Raw genomic sequence first — 16,812 nt, 5'->3', positions numbered from 1 at the left:
ACGCCATGCTGCCCTGTGCTATAGTCCGCGGGATATCCCAGCCGAGCGGACCGTTCCGGCCAGCCCATCCCATGTTGCATTGCCTCGTAATCGAAGACGACGCCGAGACCCGGCGCTACCTGTGCAGCGGACTGCAGCGCAGCGGCTATGCCGTCACGTCTTGCGATAACGGCGTCGAAGCCCAGCGCCTGCTGCAGGACGGCAGCTGGGACGTGGTGGTCCTGGACCGCATGCTGCCCGGTGAAGTCGATGGCGTCGCGCTGATCGAGATGCTGCGCCGCGGCGGCGACGCGACACCGGTGCTGATCCTGTCCGCCTTGAACAGCGTCGACGAGCGTGTGCGCGGCCTGCATGCGGGCGGCGACGACTATCTGGCCAAGCCGTTCGCGATGGCCGAACTGCTGGCGCGCGTGGAAAACCTGGTGCGGCGCAGCGCCCCGGCGCGCGAGAACACCCAACTGCAGGTGGCCGACCTGCTGCTCGATGCGCGCGCCATGCGCGCTACGCGGCGCGGCACGCCAATCGCGCTCCAGCCGCGCGAGTTCCGCCTGCTCGAATACCTGATGCGCCACGAAGGCCAGATTGTCACGCGCACCATGCTGCTCGAGGGCGTATGGGACTACCACTTCGATCCGCAGACCAACGTGATCGACGTGCAGATCAGCCGCCTGCGTGGCAAGGTCGACAAGGGCTTTTATCCGCCGCTGATCCATACGGTGCGCGGGGCAGGGTACACGCTCAAGGTGCTGGCAGGCGATGCCGCTATCTCGGGGTAGCCTGCGCGATTCGATCGCGGTGCGCATTGCGATCGCGTACGGCTTGCTGATGGCGCTGTCGATCGCCGCCATCTCCACGGTGTTCTATTTTGGTACCGTCGGGGTATTCGAGCGCTCGATCGACGCCAAGATCAGTTCCATCGCCGAGCGCCTGGCCGGGCGTTACCGCGCCGGGGGAGAGCATGCGCTGCTGCGCGAGATTGAAGCCGAGCTCTCCGACCGCAGCGACAGCGATACGGAGATTTTCCTGCTGCTCTCGCCACAAGGGCGCCGGGTGGTCGGCAATCTGCCGGCATGGCCGGGGGCCTTGCCGCCGCCGGACCGGCTCGTTTTCGCCGAGTTGGAGCGCGATGGCGTGCGGGTCTCCGGGCGTCTGGTCACGCGCCTGCTGGACGACGGATCGCGCATCGTCGTGGGCCGCGACTTGCGCGAACTGGACGGGATCAGGGCAGTCATCGAGCGCGCGCTCGCGGTCAGTTCCGTGGTGTCGGTGCTGCTTGCGTGCGCCGGTGCGCTGCTGTTCCGGCGACAGGTCGAATCGCGCATCGGCAAGATCAGGCGGACCGTGGGCCATGTCGAGGCCGGCGACCTGTCGCGCCGGGTCGCGGTGCAGGGCGATGACGAGTTCGCGCGCCTGTCGGCCGACATCAACCGGATGCTCGACCGGATCGAGGACCTGATGGAGGGCGTGCGCCACGTGTCAAACTCAATTGCGCACGACTTGCGCACGCCGCTCGGCCGGGTCCGGGTCCGGCTCGACAATGCGCTACAGGCGGCGACTGGTCCGGGCGAGCTGGCTGCCGGTGCGCGGGAGGCGATCGAGGACATTGACGGCGTGATTGCGGTGTTCGACAAGCTGCTGCAGATCGCGGCAGCCGAATCGGGCGTGCGCGCGGCGTCGTTCGAGACGCTCGACCTGCACACGATCGCGACCGATATGGTGGAACTGTACGAGGCGGTCGCAGAGGAGCAGGGCGTGACGCTGGCCGTGTCGGCCAACGGGCCGTTGCCCGCGCGGGGTGACCGCGATCTGCTGGGCAGCGCGTTGGCCAGCCTGATCGACAACGCGATCAAGTACGGCGGGCCGGGCGCGCGGGTGGAAGTGAGCGTGCGCCGCATGGCTGATGTCATGGCGCTGGCGGTGCGCGACAACGGACCCGGCGTGCCGCCATCTGAGCTGGACCGGCTGTGCGAACGCTTCTATCGGGTCGACCGCAGCCGCCACCTGCCGGGCAACGGATTGGGGCTGTCGATCGTCACTGCGATTGCCCAACTGCACGGCGGCCGGCTCGCGCTGGCCAACGCCAATCCCGGGCTGGAGGCAAGCCTGTTGTTGCCCTTGGTGCCGGTCTCTCGCGAGTCCGGCCCGGCTTCGCAAGCCGACTGATACCAGACAGTCAACCCGGCCTGTTGTCACCTCATTTATAAGGGCTGAAAGGCAATTGGCGCGCTCGCCACAGCTCAGCGCGCCCGCATTGACGATGGGGGCCGGGTTGGGCAAAGTGGCGCACTCTGTAGCGTGCCCGGGGGCCGGGCGAGCAAAACATAGTTGGCGGCCAGCGCCAGTTCGGGCTGGCCGTCATTGGCCGTGGCAGGAGAATTTTAGGCTATAAGATCAGGCCCGCTTTAACTGGCCGATGACACTCGCTACCTTGGTCGTAATCACATCGACTGCCGGGCCATTAGCGCCGTGGGGCAATATGACATCGGCGTAGCGCTTGGTTGGCTCGATGAATTGCTTGTGCATCGGGCGTACTGTTTCCAAATACTGGCCGACGATGCTCTCCAGCGTGCGGCCGCGTTCGGTAATATCTCTTTGCATGCGGCGGATGAAGCGGACGTCAGGGGCGGTGTCGACAAAGATCTTCAGCGACATCATTTTGCGCAAGTCCGCCTCATACAAGGCAAACAGCCCTTCGATCACGATGACCGGGGCTGGTTTGACCAGAATGGTCTTGTTAGAGCGGTTGTCGATCGTGAAGTCGTACTCTGGCATCTCGATCGCTTCGCCATTGCGCAGGGCCTGGACGTGCTGTACCAGCAGTGGCCAGTCGAAGGCCTGCGGATGGTCGTAATTCTGTTTGCGGCGGACTTCAGGGGAGAGATCGGATTGGTCGCGGTAGTAATCGTCCTGCATCACGACCGACACAGTGTCAGCGCCGAACGAAGCTAGCACTTGCTGGGACACCGTTGACTTGCCACTGCCGCTTCCCCCAGCGACACCGATAACATACGGGAAAAAAGAAATCTCATTCATCCCTGAATGATACCGGAGCGGCGCACTGGCTGGGGCCGATTGATCCAAAATGAAGTGTTCGGCAATCCTGTGACGGATGCCGGAGGCCGTGAACGTCTGCATCTGGTCCGCTATTGCCTGTCGCGGCCGGCGGCTCTCGACCCGAAGCAGCCCTTCAAACAACAGCAGGCAGCTATCGGCTCAACGCAGCGCTGCACTGAGGGCATAGACCTTCAGAGTTCACCTCAAGTGGCGAAAAGTTAGCGTCTCAAATTCTGCCCTTTGAAAAGAGGGCCATCGTTTGGCGGCATCTCAGGCTTGTAACCGCTAAATTGGCAGCAGACGCACATATTTATCCAGCGCCTCAGTTCGGGGTACATTGCTAGATACCCCGCTCCGTCCGCATACCTTGCACTCATTTACCACCTCAAAAACCGATATTTTTTATAGAAGAGATGTCCGCTTCTGGCCGGGGCCCGCCGTTCAACGACCAACTCCATCCTGCCCGGAGCAGGCATTTACTCGGCGCGTCGGTTGCTCACCGGTATGCTTGGCTATCAGCGCCAGCCGACACTGTTCCGTTTGCATCCTCTCGTTTTCAATCGGCCGGCAGGTACTTCACGCATGCCCCCATCTGCGCGCGCGGCACGAACACCGTCGGTGCGCCATACGCGTACCCGCCTAGTTCGTACAAATTGAAATGAAAGGCGATGCCGTTGGAGGTCGGCGTGAACGGGGCTGCGTCCCGTCCATCCAACGTGCCCTTGTCGGCCTGAGGCATCGCTTTCGCACGTAGCTTAGCAACCATGTACGCCGAGATCGTCGCCCGACAATCGTCGCCCAAGTCGATGAAGGCGTCCAGACCGAGCGGCGTCATGGTCCGGCCGTCGAGCCGGTATTGCCGGGTCTCGAAATACCCATCGCCGTGGGCACCGCCCGAATCGCCCCACACCATCGACGTGAGCGACACCAGCGAGGGTGAGCGCCACTGGATACGGACGTTATTACTACATTCGCCCTCGTCACGACAGATGCCGGCGCGCCCACGGATCCAGGCGTCCGCGGCCGGATCGCCCAGTGTCGGGAAGAAGGTCGAGAACACGAAGCCCTTTTGCTTGTAGTAGGAATTGTCGACCAAGTCGGGTGGTGCTGGCCGCGTTACCACGATACCGGTGTAGGGCACGCTGCGCCGCAGGGTGAACGAACGTGGCTTGCCGGCCGGCACCGTCAGGGTGCCTCGGCCGGTTGCGCGGTCGGGCGCCAGCGTGATCGTATAAATGGCGCCGTTCTCCGCGCTATGCTCATCCAGAACCTTCAGGCGCATTGTGGCGTCGCCGGCATTGACGGCAAACAGTCCCGACGGCTCGCCTTGGTAATGGCGCGGCTCCCAGACCGTCTGGACGAAGCCGTCGGCGTCGCGCTTCGACACCCCTGCGGGTGCAGGATAGGCCAGCTCGATCTCGAACGCGACGCCGTCCTCGAATCGGCCGTCGTACAACGCGCCAGCGTTCCATTCTATGCGGTCGCGCGCCGCCATGAAATCTTCTTTCCGAGGCACATCAGCGTACGCGGCATACGCTGCCACGGGCAACAAGATACCAAACGTCAACGCTTTCATCGAGACCTCGCACGAGAAATTGAACTGCAGCTCGGCGATTGTACGTCCTTCATGGAACGGCTTTATTTCCACAAAGGTATATTGGCACGTTTTGTCATACGTTTGAGACTTGCGCGACCGTCCGTACCTGGCCGATTGCTGTCCTTCACCATACTGTCACTTTTCCCTGGCGATCCAGCGCTCGACCTGCGCCTCCAGAATCGGCAGGGGCAGCGTGCCATCCCTCAACACCACCTCGTGGAATTTCTGGAAGCTGAACTTCGGCCCCAGCGCCTTCTGCGCCTTTTCCCGCAGTTCGAGAATCTTCAGTGCACCAATCTTGTAGCTGAGCGCCTGCCCTGGCCAGGCCATGTAGCGCTCGATCTGGTTGGTGGCGCGCTGTTCGCCGGTGCCGAGCGTGTCCGCCATGTACGCAATCGCCTTCTCGCGCGACCAGCCCTGGGCGTGCATGCCGGTGTCGACCACCAACCGCACTGCACGCAGCAGTTCGGCGTTCAGGTGGCCGTAATAGAAGCGCGGATCGTCGTATAAGCCGAATTCCTTGCCCAGCGTCTCGCTGTACAAGCCCCAGCCTTCCGTGTAGGCCGCCGCATTGAAATGTTCGGTGTCGAATTTGCGGAAGTCCGGCAGCGGCAATTCCTTGAGAAGCGCGGCGTGCAAGTGGTGGCCGGGCACGCCTTCGTGCATGAGCAGGCTCACCATGCCCACATCGTTGTACTTCTTCGGGTCGTTCACCACCGCCCAGAAGACACCCGGATGCGAACCGTCGGCCGCCGGCGGGGTGTAGTGATCCGATGCGGTTTCGCGCGTGAGCTCCGGTTCCAGCTGGATGTCAAGCCGTGCCTTGGGCATCAGGCTGAAGTACTGGGGCAGCTTTGCCTCGACCCTCGCGTAGATCTGGCGGTAGGCGTCGAGCACCTCGGCCTCGGTCTTGAATGGTTTGAACTTGTCCTGCGCGCTCACCCATTGCGCCAGCCCCTTGGCGGGTCCGGTGTAACCGAGCTTCGGGCCCAGTTCGGCCATCTGCTGTTCGATGCGCGCCACTTCCTTGAGGCCCAGTTCGTGGATTTCGCCGGCGGTGAGCGGCAGGTTGGTGTTGTGCTTGATGCGCGCAAGGTACCAGGCCTGGCCGTTTGGCATTGCGCCGAATCCCGCGGTGTCGCGGCTTGCGGGCAGGTATTCGTTCTCGATGAACTGGCCTAGGCGGTCGATTGCCGTGCCGATCTTCGCGGCAGCCTGGCGATAACCGGCAGTCAGCTCCTGCTTGTCCTTGCTTGAGAACTGGGCCGGCATGATGTTGACCGGCGTGTAGAAGATGCTTGCCTCTGGCTTGGCGCTCCTCAATTGCTGAAACTGCGGCAGCATCTTCGCGGTCAGCGCCTTGGGCAGGACGACACCTTGGCGCATGCCTTGTTTCATGTTGGCGATTGCCTGGTCTATCCAGCCCGGCAATTGATTCAGCCGGCTCAGGTAGTCGCGGTACTGTTTTGGATTGGTCAACGGTTGCGAGCCGGTACCGCTGGCATAGTTGGCAAGCGTGCTGGGCACGTTGTCGAATTGATTCAGCGGCAGCAGATGTTCGGGGAAAGGTTCCAGATCCAGCATGGCGGCGATCTCGAAACCGAGCAGGTCGTAGTTGAGCTGGCCACTCGCGGAGAGCCCGGTACGGTCAATCCCCTGCAGTTGCTTTTGCATCTTGTGGTACAGCGCGAACTGCGAGGCGCGCACCGCTGGCGCGATCGCCATGCCGATCTGGTCGTTATAGCGGCTGTCGCCGTTGGCGGTTGCATACAGCAGCGGGTCGAATTTGGCGCGCGCGTCGTAGAACGCCTGGGCGAGGCGATCGAGTTGCTTTGCTGCCTGTTTCGACGCGGCGGCGGGTTGGGGCGCTGCGAGGACAGCGGGACTGGAAACGACTCCAGTCAACAGTGCGGCAGCCATTGCGCTGGCGCGCAGCGAAGCGTGGATACGAGACATCTTGGTTCCTTAAGAAGTATGAGCAGCCCTGGGTGTCTTCCTGCCGTTCGCCTTGGCTGGCGTATTTTGATTTCTGATAGGAATTATAAGTCCAGTTTCCTCCGGCGCGGCTGTGGGCCAAAGTCCCATTTGAGACTGTCGGCTTGCCAATTAAGCTTGTGGAACGCCGGTCCGTACCCCATTGCGGACATTCCAAGGGGTGTGTCATGAAGACGCTTCACGTTTCCGTTCTCGCCTCCCTGTTTGCCGTCGCGCCTTTGCTGCCTGCCCAAACATCGACTGAATCGTCAAACATTTCCAGATCGCCGGGAGGGGCAAGGGCCGAACATACAGTCAAGACGACCGCCACCGTGGTAGGCATCGTTCCGGCCACCAGGACGATCAGTCTTAAGCGGGCCGATGGGAGAATCATCGACATACAGGCGGGCGACGAGGTGAGGAATTTTGACAAGATCAAGGTGGGCGACAAGGTCACCGCTCAATACACACAGGCCCTTTCACTGAATCTGGAAAAGGGCGGTTCAGCCCCCGCCAAGGGTTCAGGAACGACGGAGGTGACGAGGGCGCCGGTCGGCGCTCAGCCGGGCGGCAAGGTGGGCACGCAGGTCGACATTCTCGCGGACGTGGTAGCCGTCGATCCCAAGAACAAGGTGGTCACATTGCGCGGGCCCCAAGGCAATCTGGTCGATCTTGAGGTACAAGATCCGGACCAGCTAAAGCGCGTCAAAAAGGGAGACCAGGTGCGGGCCGTTTATTCTGAAGCCTTGGCGATCGCCGTTGAGCCGGCATCGACGTCCGCGCCGGGAAAATAAACCAGACAAGAGCGTTTTTATCGGTTCTTTAAGTCGAAGTCAGATTGCGAAGCATCTCTTGCGCACAATCAGCCGATACCTGACCACTATCGTTAGCTTCAGCGCGAAGCAATTTCGTCGCTCAATCAAAATTCCTGGCGGTCTCGCAAAACGGCTTCCCCCGTGCGAGGATTCACCAGGGTGACGTTCTCAAGCGCTTTGATTCGCCACTCGTCAACCTGCCTCGTCAGTACGGCAAGGATCAGCGTGTCGACATCGTGCGGCCCCGCTGGATGTGCTGCACCAACCATCAGGCGGCTCCAGAAGTGCACGATCGCCGCATCGTGGCCGATCGCGACCACGTCGATTAGCTCGTTCTCTAGCCTCGAATCGCTGTAGATGCTTGCATGAATGGGCGCATGCAGCTCGATAATCGCCTCGATGCCGCGCACATAGTGTCCGAACCGGTTCACGAATGTCGCATCCGCGTGGAACAATGCTCGGAAGGACTCCATGTCGTGGCTGTTCCAAGAGGTCTGAAACGCCTGGAGCGCGTCTTCGGGATGTCTCAATTGAATCATGTCGATTCTCCAAGAGTCTGCCGCATCGGGCGCTTGCTGTCGGGCGACAAAAGCACATTCTGCCTCAACCACGGAATTTCGGCTCTTGGTCGATTTCGGTCCTTGCTGAGTGACGGGAACCGACCCAAAGCGGACTTATGACAGGTGTCGTCGAATAGCCAACCATTTTCTCGCAATTACATTTTCCATCCGAGCCACGCGAAACCTACAAACAGGAAAAACGCGAACGCCAGTGAGGGCGCGAGCGTGGACGCCACAGCAGTACGAAGCACCCTAGAGAGACGGGGCGCGGAATCGACAACCGTCATCGAATACACTGAACCGCAAAGCGCAACGGGCAGCCAAATAAGGAGCGCATGGCCTGACGGATTTGTTAGGGCGCCGGAGCGCAAGGGAAACAGTAGGAACGTGCAGCAGAAGTACAAACCCGCAAAAAGTAGAGTGAATCCAAACGCACCAAGCGGGCGAAGATGTGGTCTACGCAGGTTCATATTGAAATCCTCAATGAAATTCAAGTGTCTGCTTCTGCCGATAGCGGTCTTTCGGCAAGACCCAGTGTACGAGGTCTGTTGCTCACATGGCAAGTAGGTTTGGGCACACTTATTCACCTCCGCCCCGGGCAGTCCACTCAAACTTTTCAACCGCTGGGCACTACTTCCTAATGACGCCCGTCGGTAGTGTGCCATGTTGCAAACCCTGGCGCACCTTGCAGCCTTTTCCAGGTCTAAGCGGCTGGACTGGCAGGGATCGGCCTGCGAGCCGGAACACGGAGCCTGGCCATGATCGTTACAACCCTCGACCAGCCGGGGGCGTTTCGCGGGGCCTGGCTGGCGGAAAACCTGGCGCGCCTGCGGGTGCGTAGTGGACGCAAGGTGCTGCTGTTGTACGCTCGCCCCGAGCACGCTTTTCTCCGCCTGGGCCTGGACCGCGCGCGCCCGATCCTGCCGATACGCGTGGCATCGGCCGCAACGTTCGGCGCCGATCTCGAATGCTTCGAGCGCGGCTATCGTGACGTCGTGATCGATGCGGTCGTCGCCGATTCTCTGCTGTTTCGCCAGGCCGTGATCGCGGCCCAGATCGTTGTCGCGGCGTGCGCGCAATGCGATCTGGCCGCGCGGCTCGATGAGGCGCGCATGTTCAATCCCTGCATGCAGGTGCTGTTCACCCCCGCAGGCAGTCTTGAGGCCGCCGGGCTGTATCAGCACATCTTTGGGCTCTACCCTTGCGCCCGGTTCGCACGGAGCCGGGGCCCGCGGCTCTTGCGCCGAATTGTCGACATCGCGATTGCGGCGCGCCGCCACGGCTTTTCCCGCTAAGCTGGTTCCTTCCGCACCGCGCATTCGAGGGATCGAATGGACATTCTCGTTATCGTCGCGATCGCCGTGTTCTTCGGCCTGACCTGGGCCATGGCCGTGGGCTGCGCCCGGCTGGGGGAACGAAAATGAGCCTGATTTACCTGATCGGCGCGCTGGCCGCCGTAGGCCTACTGGTGTACCTGCTGTACGCATTGATGATGGCAGAGGATTTGTGATGGACAGCCGCGTAATCACGTTGCTGGTGCTGTTCCTGGTGGCGCTGTTGGCGCTGTCCTGGCCGCTGGGCGCGCTGCTGGCGCGCGTGGCCGAAGGCGGCCCGCTGCCCGGATTCGGGTGGCTGAATCACGCCGAAAACGCGCTGTACCGGGTGGCCGGCGTGCGGTTTGAGCAGGGTATGGGATGGAAGGACTATGCCCTGGCCCTGCTGGTGTTCAACACGCTCGGCGCTTTCGTGGTCTACCTGTTGCAGCGTGTGCAGGCCTGGCTGCCGTTCAATCCGCAGCATATGCCGAACGTTGGCGCGGGCTCGGCCTTCAACACGGCGGTGAGCTTTGTCACCAACACCAACTGGCAGGGCTACAGCGGCGAGCAGACCATGAGCTACTTGACCCAGATGCTCGCGCTCACCTGCCAGAACTTCTTTTCGGCGGCGACCGGCATCGCCGTCGTGTTCGCGCTGATCCGCGGATTTTCCGCCAGGTCGGCCCAAGCCATCGGCAATTTCTGGGTCGACCTCACGCGGATCACGCTGTACGTGCTGCTGCCGCTGTCGCTGTTGTTCTCGGTGTTCCTGATGTGGCAGGGCGTGATCCAGAACTTTTCAGGCTACCGGAACGTGCAGCTGATCGATCCGGTGACCTACACGCAGGCCATGCCCGGTCGGCTGGCCACCGCAAACACCCAGACCATCGCGATGGGCCCGGTGGCGTCGCAGGAAGCGATCAAGCTGCTCGGCACGAATGGCGGCGGCTTCTTCAACGCCAATTCGGCGCATCCGTTTGAGAACCCGACGGCGCTATCCAATTTCGTCGAGATGCTGTCGATCTTCCTGATTCCGGCGGGCCTGTGCTTTGCTTTCGGCCGGCTGGTCGGCGATCGGCGCCAGGGCTGGGCCATTGTGGCCGCAATGACGGTGCTGTTCGTGGTGATGACGTGTTTCGTGAGGGGCGCCGAGCAGCAGCTGAACCCGGCGCTGCAGGCGCTTGGCGTCGACCAGCACGTAGGCGTGCTGCAGTCGGGCGGCAATATGGAAGGCAAGGAGGTACGGTTCGGGATCGACGCCTCGACGCTGTTCACAGCGGTCACCACCGCGGCGTCTTGCGGCGCCGTCAATACCATGCACGACTCGCTGATGCCGCTCGGCGGGATGATTCCTTTATTGTTGATGCAGTTCGGCGAAGTGATTTTCGGCGGCGTCGGCTCGGGCCTGTACGGTATGCTGGTGTTCGCGATCATGGCGGTGTTCATCGCCGGCCTGATGATCGGCCGCACGCCCGAATACCTGGGCAAGAAGATCCAGGCCTACGAAATCAAGATGACCTCGATCGCGATCCTGGTGACGCCGGCGCTGGTGCTGGCGGGGATCGCGATTGCGGTGATGGCGGGCGCGGGCAGGGCCGGCATTGCGAACCCCGGCGCGCACGGCTTTTCGGAGATCCTGTACGCGTTCAGTTCGGCCGCCAACAACAACGGCAGCGCGTTCGCGGGCTTGGCCGCCGACACGCCGTTCTATAACTGGCTGCTGGCCCTGGTTATGTGGTTCGGCCGCTTTGCCGTGATCGTGCCGGTGCTGGCCATCGCCGGTGCGCTGGCGGGCAAGCACCGCCTGCAGGTGACCGCGGGCACCATGCCAACCCACGGGCCGCTGTTCGTGGTGCTGCTGATCGGGGTGGTGGTGCTGGTGGGCGTGCTCAATTACGTGCCGGCGCTTGTGCTCGGGCCGGTCGTCGAGCACCTGCAGCTGTTTCCGCATTGATCATACAGGGAGTCCGAGATGTCCCAAGCTCATACGCACGCGGGCCCTATGCCCCGGCCGACGCTGGGCGGCAAGCGCCTGACGATGTTCGACACCACCCTCATCGCCCCGGCGCTGCTCGATGCGCTGCGCAAGCTGAACGTGCGCACCCAGCTGCGCAGTCCGGTCATGTTCGTGGTCTACGTGGGCAGCATCCTCACCAGCCTGCTGTACCTGCAGGCGCTGCTGGGCGTCGGCGAGGCGCCGCGCGGCTTCATTCTGGGCGTGGCGGTGTCGCTGTGGTTCACGGTATTGTTCGCCAATTTCGCCGAGGCGCTGGCCGAGGGCCGCAGCAAGGCCCAGGCGGCATCGCTGCGCGGGCTGAAGGAAAAGGCGATGGCCAAGAAGCTGGCGAATGGCAAGCATGGCGCGCAGTGGCAGCCGGCCGGCGTTGATGACCTGCGCAAGGGGAACCACATCCTGGTGGAGGCGGGCGACCTTATCCCGATTGACGGCGACGTGGTCGAGGGCGTGGCCTCGGTCGATGAGAGCGCGATCACCGGCGAATCGGCGCCAGTGATCCGCGAATCGGGCGGCGATTTTTCGTCGGTCACCGGCGGCACCCGTGTGCTGTCGGACTGGCTGGTGGTGCGGGTTACCTCCAACCCGGGCGAAACTTTTCTCGACCGGATGATCGCGATGGTCGAGGGCGCCAAGCGCAAGAAGACGCCCAACGAGATCGCACTGACGATCATGCTGGTCGCGATGACCATCGTATTCCTGGTGGTGACGGTCACGCTGCTGCCGTTCTCGCTGTTTGCGGTGGAGAATGCCGGGGCGGGCAGGCCGGTCGCGGTCACCGCGCTGATCGCGCTGCTGGTGTGCCTGATCCCGACCACGATCGGCGGCCTGTTGTCGGCAATCGGGGTGGCGGGCATGAGCCGCATGATGCGCGCGAACGTGATCGCCACTTCCGGCCGCGCGGTGGAAGCGGCCGGCGACGTGGACGTGCTGTTGCTGGACAAGACCGGCACCGTCACCCTCGGCAACCGGCAGGCGGCGGCGTTCCTGCCCGCGCCGGGAGTCGCCGAGCACGAGTTGGCCGACGTGGCGCAACTGGCTTCGCTCGCCGACGAGACGCCGGAAGGGCGCAGTATTGTGGTGCTGGCCAAGCAGCGCTTCAATATCCGCCAACGGCCGCTCGAGAGCCTGAACGCGGACTTTTTGCCGTTTTCCGCAGCCACCAAGATGAGCGGGGTGGATATCGGCGGGCGCGCGATCCGCAAGGGCGCATCCGAAGCGGTGCGGCGCCACGTGGAGCAGCTCGGGCAGCCGTTCCCGCCCGAGGTGGCGCGCTGCGTGGAAGACGCGTCGCGCCGCGGCAGCACGCCGCTGGTGGTGGCTGATGGCGCGCGCGTGATGGGCGTGGTCGAGCTCAAGGACATCGTCAAGGGCGGCATCAAGGAACGCTTCGTCGAGCTGCGCCGGATGGGGATCAAGACGGTGATGATCACCGGGGACAACAAGCTGACGGCCGCCGCCATCGCGGCCGAGGCCGGGGTGGACGATTTTTTGGCCGAGGCGACGCCGGAGGACAAGCTCAAGCTGATCCGCCGTTACCAGGGCGAAGGCCGGATGGTGGCGATGACCGGCGACGGCACCAACGACGCGCCGGCGCTGGCTCAGGCCGACGTGGCGGTGGCGATGAACTCCGGCACCCAGGCAGCCAAGGAGGCGGGCAACATGGTCGACCTTGAATCGAACCCGACCAAGCTGCTCGAAATCGTCGAGATCGGCAAGCAGATGCTGATGACGCGCGGCTCGCTGACCACCTTCTCGATCGCCAACGACATCGCCAAGTATTTCGCGATCATCCCCGCCGTGTTCGTCGGCACCTATCCGCAGCTCGCGGCGCTGGACGTCATGCGCCTTCACGGGCCGGATTCGGCGATCATGTCGGCGGTGGTCTTCAACGCCCTGATCATCGTGTTCCTGATTCCGCTGGCGCTGCGCGGCGTGCGCTACCGCCCGGTCGGCGCCACCGCGCTATTGCGGCGCAATCTGCTTTTGTTCGGCATGGGCGGGATCATTTTGCCGTTCATCGGGATCAAACTGATCGACATGCTGCTGACGGCGCTGCGCCTTGTCTAGTCAAGAGGAGAAACCATGTCCTCCATCGTTCGTCCCGTGCTGGTCCTGTTCTTCGTGCTGACGGTGCTGTGCGGGGTGGTGTATCCGGCTGTGGTGTTCGGCATCGGACGGGCGGCCTTTCCGCACCAGGCGCAGGGCAGCCTGGTACTGGTTGCGGGCCAGCCGGTGGGCTCAAGCCTGATCGGCCAGGCGTTCAGTGCGCCGCGCTACTTCTGGGGCAGGCCGTCCGCCACCACGCCGATGCCCAACAACGGCGCCGGCTCCGCCGGCTCGAACCTGGGGCCGACCAACCCGGCGCTGGTTTCGGCAGTCAAGGAACGCATCGCGGCGCTCAGGCGCGCCGACCCGGGCAACCACGCGCCGGTGCCGGTCGATCTGGTTACCGCCTCGGCCAGCGGGCTCGATCCTGACATTAGCCTGGCCGCCGCGCGCTACCAGGCCGGCCGGGTGGCGGCCGCGCGCCGGCTGCCCGAACAGCAGGTGCGCGCGCTGATCGAGGCACTCGGCCATGACCGCGCGCTGGGCCTGTTCGGCGAGCCGCGCGTGAACGTGCTGGCGCTGAACCTGGCGCTGGACGCAGGCATGGCAAGGCGGCAGCCATGAGCCTAGAGGAGAACCTGCGGCCGGACCCGGACGCCCTGCTGGCACAGGTGCAGGCCCAGGAACGCAAGGCCGCGCGCGGCAAGCTGCGCGTGTACTTCGGTGCGTCGGCCGGGGTCGGCAAGACCTATGCGATGCTGGTGGCGGCGCAGGAGCTGCGCGCGGCCGGCAGGCATCCGCTGGTGGGCGTGGTCGAGACCCACGGCCGGCCCGAGACCGAGGCCCTCTTGACCGGGCTGGAGATGTTGCCGCGCAAGCCGATCGAATACCGTGGACGGAGCCTGTCCGAGTTCGACATCGATGCCGCGCTGCAGCGGCGGCCGGAACTGATTTTGGTCGACGAGCTGGCGCATTCGAACCTGCCCGGCGCGCGCCACCCGAAGCGCTGGCAGGACGTCGAGGAACTGCTCGGCGCCGGCATCGACGTGTTCACGACGGTGAACGTCCAGCACCTGGAAAGCCTGAACGACGTGATCGGCGGGATCACCGGCATCCGGGTCGGCGAGACGGTGCCGGACACCGTGTTCGACCAGGCCGACGAGCTGGTGCTGGTCGACCTGCCGGTCGAAGAGCTGCTCACGCGCATGAAGGAAGGCAAGGTCTACCAGCCGCCGCAGGCCGAGCGCGCGACCCAGAACTTCTTCCGCAAGGGGAACCTGATCGCGCTGCGCGAGCTGGCGCTGCGCCGCACCGCGGACCGCATCGAAACCGACGTGCGCGCCTACCGGGTGGAGCAATCGATCGGCACGGTGTGGAAGACAGGCGCCGCGCTGCTCGCTTGCGTGGGACCCGGGGCGCAGGCCGAGCGCGTGGTGCGCAGCAGCGCCCGGCTGGCCGGGCAGCTGGGCGCTGAATGGCACGCGGTATATGTGGAGACCCCGTCGCTGCAGCGCCTGCCCGATCAGCAGCGCGAACAGATCCTGCGGGCGCTCAAGCTGGCGCAGGATCTGGGCGCGGTGACCGCGGTCATGGCCGGCAGCCAGGTCGAGCCGGTGGCGGTGGATTACGCGCGCAGCCACAACCTGTCGAAGATCGCGATCGGGCACGGCGGCGAAATATGGCCGTGGCGCCAGCCGCGCAGCCGCAGGTTCGAGCGCCTGGCGCCGGACATCGACCTGATCGAGGTGGGCGCCGCGGAAGGCGCGGAGCACGGCCCGAGGTTCTCGTTGGCCGCATTGCATGCCGGGCCGCCGGTGGCGCTGCGCAAGCGCCTGCTCGGCCATGGCGTGGCGGCGCTGGCCAGCTTTGGCATGGCGCTGGCGGCGCTGCCGGCGGCGGACTACCTGGACCGGGCAAACATCGCGATGCTGGTCCTGCTGATTGTGCTCATGACGGCGATGACGTTCGGGCGCGGCCCTTCGGTCACCGCCACCTGCGTGGGCGTGATCTCGTTCGACTTCTTCTTCGTGCCGCCGCGCTTCACGTTCGCGTTTTCGGACGTGCAGTACGTGGTCACGTTTGGCGTGATGCTGGCCGTCGGCCTGATCACCGGCCATCTGGCCGCGGGCCTGCGCTTCCAGGCCTGGGTCGCCTCGCGGCGCGAGGGCCGGGTGCGGGCGCTGTACGAGTTTTCGCGCGCGCTCTCGGGGGTGCTGCAGCGGGAGCAGATCCACCAGCTCACGCGCGACGCGATCGGGCGCACGTTCGGCGCGCGCGCCGTGCTGCTGCTGCCGGACGCTGGCGGCCACCTGCTGCCGCCGCAAGAGGAACAGGCCAGCCTGATGCCGGAGCTGGACCTGGCGATCGCGCAGTGGGCCTTTGACCACGACGCCAGCGCGGGGATGGGGACCGACACGCTGCCGGGCAGCCCGGTGTTTTATCTGCCGCTGATGACCCAGATGCGCACGCGCGGCGTGCTCGCGATCGAGGCCGAGGAGCCGCGCTGGCTGCTGGCGCCGGAAGAGCGGCGCCAGCTCGACATGTTCGCGGCGCTGGCGGCGATTGCGCTCGAACGGGTGCACTACATCGAGGTGGCCCAGGGCGCGCTGGTGCGGATCGAGTCCGAGCGCCTACGCAACTCGCTGCTGGCGGCGTTGTCGCATGACCTGCGCACGCCGCTCACTTCGCTGGTGGCGCTGGCCGAATCGCTGGGCGAGTCGCTGGCCGGATCAAGCCCGCCGCTGCCCAGCGCGCAGCGCGCGACGGCGCAGGCGCTGCGTGACGAGTCGGCGCGCATGCGCATCATGGTGGCGAACCTGGTGGACATGGCGCGCATCCAGAGCGGCGACGTGCGGCTGAACCTGCAGTGGCACGCGGTCGGGGAGGTGATCGGCGCCGCCCTGCGGAACAATCAAGCGGCGCTGGCCGGGCACCACGTGGTCACGCGCGTGCCGGACGACCTGCCGCTGGTGCAGTTCGATGCGGTCCTGATCGAACGCGTGCTGTCCAACCTGCTGGAAAACGCGGGCAAGTACACGCCGCCGGGCAGCACGGTGACGGTGTCGGCCGCGGTGCGTGGCGCGCAGCTTGAGATTGGGGTGTTTGACAACGGCCCGGGCCTGCCGCAGGGCCAGGAGGAGGCGGTGTTCGACAAGTTCACGCGCGGCGACCGCGAGTCGGCCACGCCGGGGGTGGGCCTGGGCCTGGCGATCTGCCGCGCGATCGTGCAGGCGCATGGCGGTACGATCCGGGCCGGCAACCAGCCGGGTGGCGGAGCGGCTTTCGTGGTCGAGCTGGCGCTGGGCACGCCACCGGCGGTGCCGGCCGCGATGCAGGCCGAGGAACATGGCTGAGCCCGGCCCTGGCGGTTGCACATCGCGTAACGTGAAAGAAAGCACTGTACGGACGTGCAGCGTCCTGACCTGAGTAGGCC

13 protein-coding genes are annotated in these 16,812 nt (G+C 64.4%); 9 read left to right on the top strand and 4 right to left on the bottom strand.

All coding sequences use genetic code 11. The annotated features are described in order from the left end of the window. The first annotated feature begins 71 nt into the window (after window positions 1-71). Together E4O92_RS10435 and E4O92_RS10430 are read left to right on the top strand one after the other, a co-directional pair. On the top strand, window positions 72-776 hold the full coding sequence (locus tag E4O92_RS10435; protein ID WP_307721746.1) for a response regulator transcription factor: 705 nt from the start codon (window positions 72-74) through the stop codon (window positions 774-776). Further along, the gene (locus E4O92_RS10430) at window positions 757-2,163 is read left to right on the top strand and encodes a sensor histidine kinase (RefSeq protein WP_135189705.1); all 1,407 of its coding nucleotides are present in this window, start codon (window positions 757-759) and stop codon (window positions 2,161-2,163) included. Before E4O92_RS10435 ends, E4O92_RS10430 begins: the two co-directional genes overlap by 20 nt. Before the next feature lie 228 nt (window positions 2,164-2,391). Here the strand turns inward: E4O92_RS10430 and udk are convergent, their stop codons facing one another. From udk to E4O92_RS10415, 3 genes are all read right to left on the bottom strand, one after another. Continuing rightward, on the bottom strand, window positions 2,392-3,135 hold the full coding sequence (udk, locus tag E4O92_RS10425) for a uridine kinase (protein ID WP_229483229.1): 744 nt from the start codon (window positions 3,133-3,135) through the stop codon (window positions 2,392-2,394). A 475-nt stretch (window positions 3,136-3,610) separates the two neighbouring features. Beyond that, window positions 3,611-4,630, bottom strand: coding sequence for an RsiV family protein (locus tag E4O92_RS10420; protein WP_135189704.1), 1,020 nt, complete (start codon window positions 4,628-4,630; stop codon window positions 3,611-3,613). Between the two features lie 156 nt (window positions 4,631-4,786). Continuing rightward, window positions 4,787-6,607, bottom strand: coding sequence for a DUF885 domain-containing protein (locus E4O92_RS10415; RefSeq protein WP_135189703.1), 1,821 nt, complete (start codon window positions 6,605-6,607; stop codon window positions 4,787-4,789). Window positions 6,608-6,813: 206 nt separating this feature from the next. On the opposite strand from E4O92_RS10415, the gene E4O92_RS10410 reads away from it, so the two are divergent. Continuing rightward, window positions 6,814-7,419, top strand: coding sequence for a hypothetical protein (locus E4O92_RS10410; RefSeq protein WP_135189702.1), 606 nt, complete (start codon window positions 6,814-6,816; stop codon window positions 7,417-7,419). Between the two features lie 125 nt (window positions 7,420-7,544). Here the strand turns inward: E4O92_RS10410 and E4O92_RS10405 are convergent, their stop codons facing one another. Further along, on the bottom strand, window positions 7,545-7,979 hold the full coding sequence (locus tag E4O92_RS10405; RefSeq protein ID WP_135189701.1) for a YybH family protein: 435 nt from the start codon (window positions 7,977-7,979) through the stop codon (window positions 7,545-7,547). 779 nt (window positions 7,980-8,758) lie between these two features. Here E4O92_RS10405 and E4O92_RS10400 point away from each other — a divergent pair. The 6 genes from E4O92_RS10400 (at window position 8,759) to E4O92_RS10375 (ending at window position 16,732) form a co-directional block, all read left to right on the top strand. Continuing rightward, on the top strand, window positions 8,759-9,295 hold the full coding sequence (locus E4O92_RS10400; protein WP_135189700.1) for a hypothetical protein: 537 nt from the start codon (window positions 8,759-8,761) through the stop codon (window positions 9,293-9,295). Between the two features lie 125 nt (window positions 9,296-9,420). Beyond that, window positions 9,421-9,510 carry a potassium-transporting ATPase subunit F gene (locus E4O92_RS10395; protein WP_135189699.1) on the top strand — a complete coding sequence of 30 codons (90 nt, stop codon included), beginning with the start codon at window positions 9,421-9,423 and terminating at the stop codon, window positions 9,508-9,510. After that, window positions 9,510-11,270, top strand: coding sequence for a potassium-transporting ATPase subunit KdpA (gene kdpA, locus E4O92_RS10390; RefSeq protein ID WP_135189698.1), 1,761 nt, complete (start codon window positions 9,510-9,512; stop codon window positions 11,268-11,270). Before E4O92_RS10395 ends, kdpA begins: the two co-directional genes overlap by 1 nt. An 18-nt stretch (window positions 11,271-11,288) precedes the next feature. Beyond that, window positions 11,289-13,400: a potassium-transporting ATPase subunit KdpB gene (gene kdpB / locus E4O92_RS10385; protein ID WP_167759756.1), complete on the top strand. Its 2,112-nt coding sequence runs from the start codon at window positions 11,289-11,291 to the stop codon at window positions 13,398-13,400. Window positions 13,401-13,415: 15 nt separating this feature from the next. Then, window positions 13,416-14,003: a potassium-transporting ATPase subunit KdpC gene (gene kdpC, locus E4O92_RS10380; RefSeq protein WP_135189697.1), complete on the top strand. Its 588-nt coding sequence runs from the start codon at window positions 13,416-13,418 to the stop codon at window positions 14,001-14,003. Then, the gene (locus E4O92_RS10375) at window positions 14,000-16,732 is read left to right on the top strand and encodes an ATP-binding protein (RefSeq protein WP_135189696.1); all 2,733 of its coding nucleotides are present in this window, start codon (window positions 14,000-14,002) and stop codon (window positions 16,730-16,732) included. The genes kdpC and E4O92_RS10375 overlap by 4 nt, the downstream gene beginning before the upstream one ends. Window positions 16,733-16,812 lie beyond the last annotated feature (80 nt).

The sequence above is a fragment of the Massilia horti genome (assembly GCF_004614195.1).
In the GTDB taxonomy this organism is placed as follows: domain Bacteria; phylum Pseudomonadota; class Gammaproteobacteria; order Burkholderiales; family Burkholderiaceae_D; genus Telluria; species Telluria horti.
This window is presented reverse-complemented; position numbering and strand designations above follow the sequence as displayed.

Bases quoted from the DNA above. Each gene is read 5' to 3' on its own strand.
- kdpC (WP_135189697.1), top strand. From the start codon at position 13,416: ATGTCCTCCATCGTTCGTCCCGTGCTGGTCCTGTTCTTCGTGCTGACG.
- E4O92_RS10435 (WP_307721746.1), top strand. From the start codon at position 72: ATGTTGCATTGCCTCGTAATCGAAGACGACGCCGAGACCCGGCGCTAC.
- E4O92_RS10395 (WP_135189699.1), top strand. From the start codon at position 9,421: ATGAGCCTGATTTACCTGATCGGCGCGCTGGCCGCCGTAGGCCTACTG.
- E4O92_RS10410 (WP_135189702.1), top strand. From the start codon at position 6,814: ATGAAGACGCTTCACGTTTCCGTTCTCGCCTCCCTGTTTGCCGTCGCG.
- E4O92_RS10420 (WP_135189704.1), bottom strand. From the start codon at position 4,630: ATGAAAGCGTTGACGTTTGGTATCTTGTTGCCCGTGGCAGCGTATGCC.
- kdpB (WP_167759756.1), top strand. From the start codon at position 11,289: ATGTCCCAAGCTCATACGCACGCGGGCCCTATGCCCCGGCCGACGCTG.
- E4O92_RS10405 (WP_135189701.1), bottom strand. From the start codon at position 7,979: ATGATTCAATTGAGACATCCCGAAGACGCGCTCCAGGCGTTTCAGACC.
- E4O92_RS10400 (WP_135189700.1), top strand. From the start codon at position 8,759: ATGATCGTTACAACCCTCGACCAGCCGGGGGCGTTTCGCGGGGCCTGG.
- E4O92_RS10415 (WP_135189703.1), bottom strand. From the start codon at position 6,607: ATGTCTCGTATCCACGCTTCGCTGCGCGCCAGCGCAATGGCTGCCGCA.
- E4O92_RS10430 (WP_135189705.1), top strand. From the start codon at position 757: ATGCCGCTATCTCGGGGTAGCCTGCGCGATTCGATCGCGGTGCGCATT.
- E4O92_RS10375 (WP_135189696.1), top strand. From the start codon at position 14,000: ATGAGCCTAGAGGAGAACCTGCGGCCGGACCCGGACGCCCTGCTGGCA.
- udk (WP_229483229.1), bottom strand. From the start codon at position 3,135: ATGCAGACGTTCACGGCCTCCGGCATCCGTCACAGGATTGCCGAACAC.
- kdpA (WP_135189698.1), top strand. From the start codon at position 9,510: ATGGACAGCCGCGTAATCACGTTGCTGGTGCTGTTCCTGGTGGCGCTG.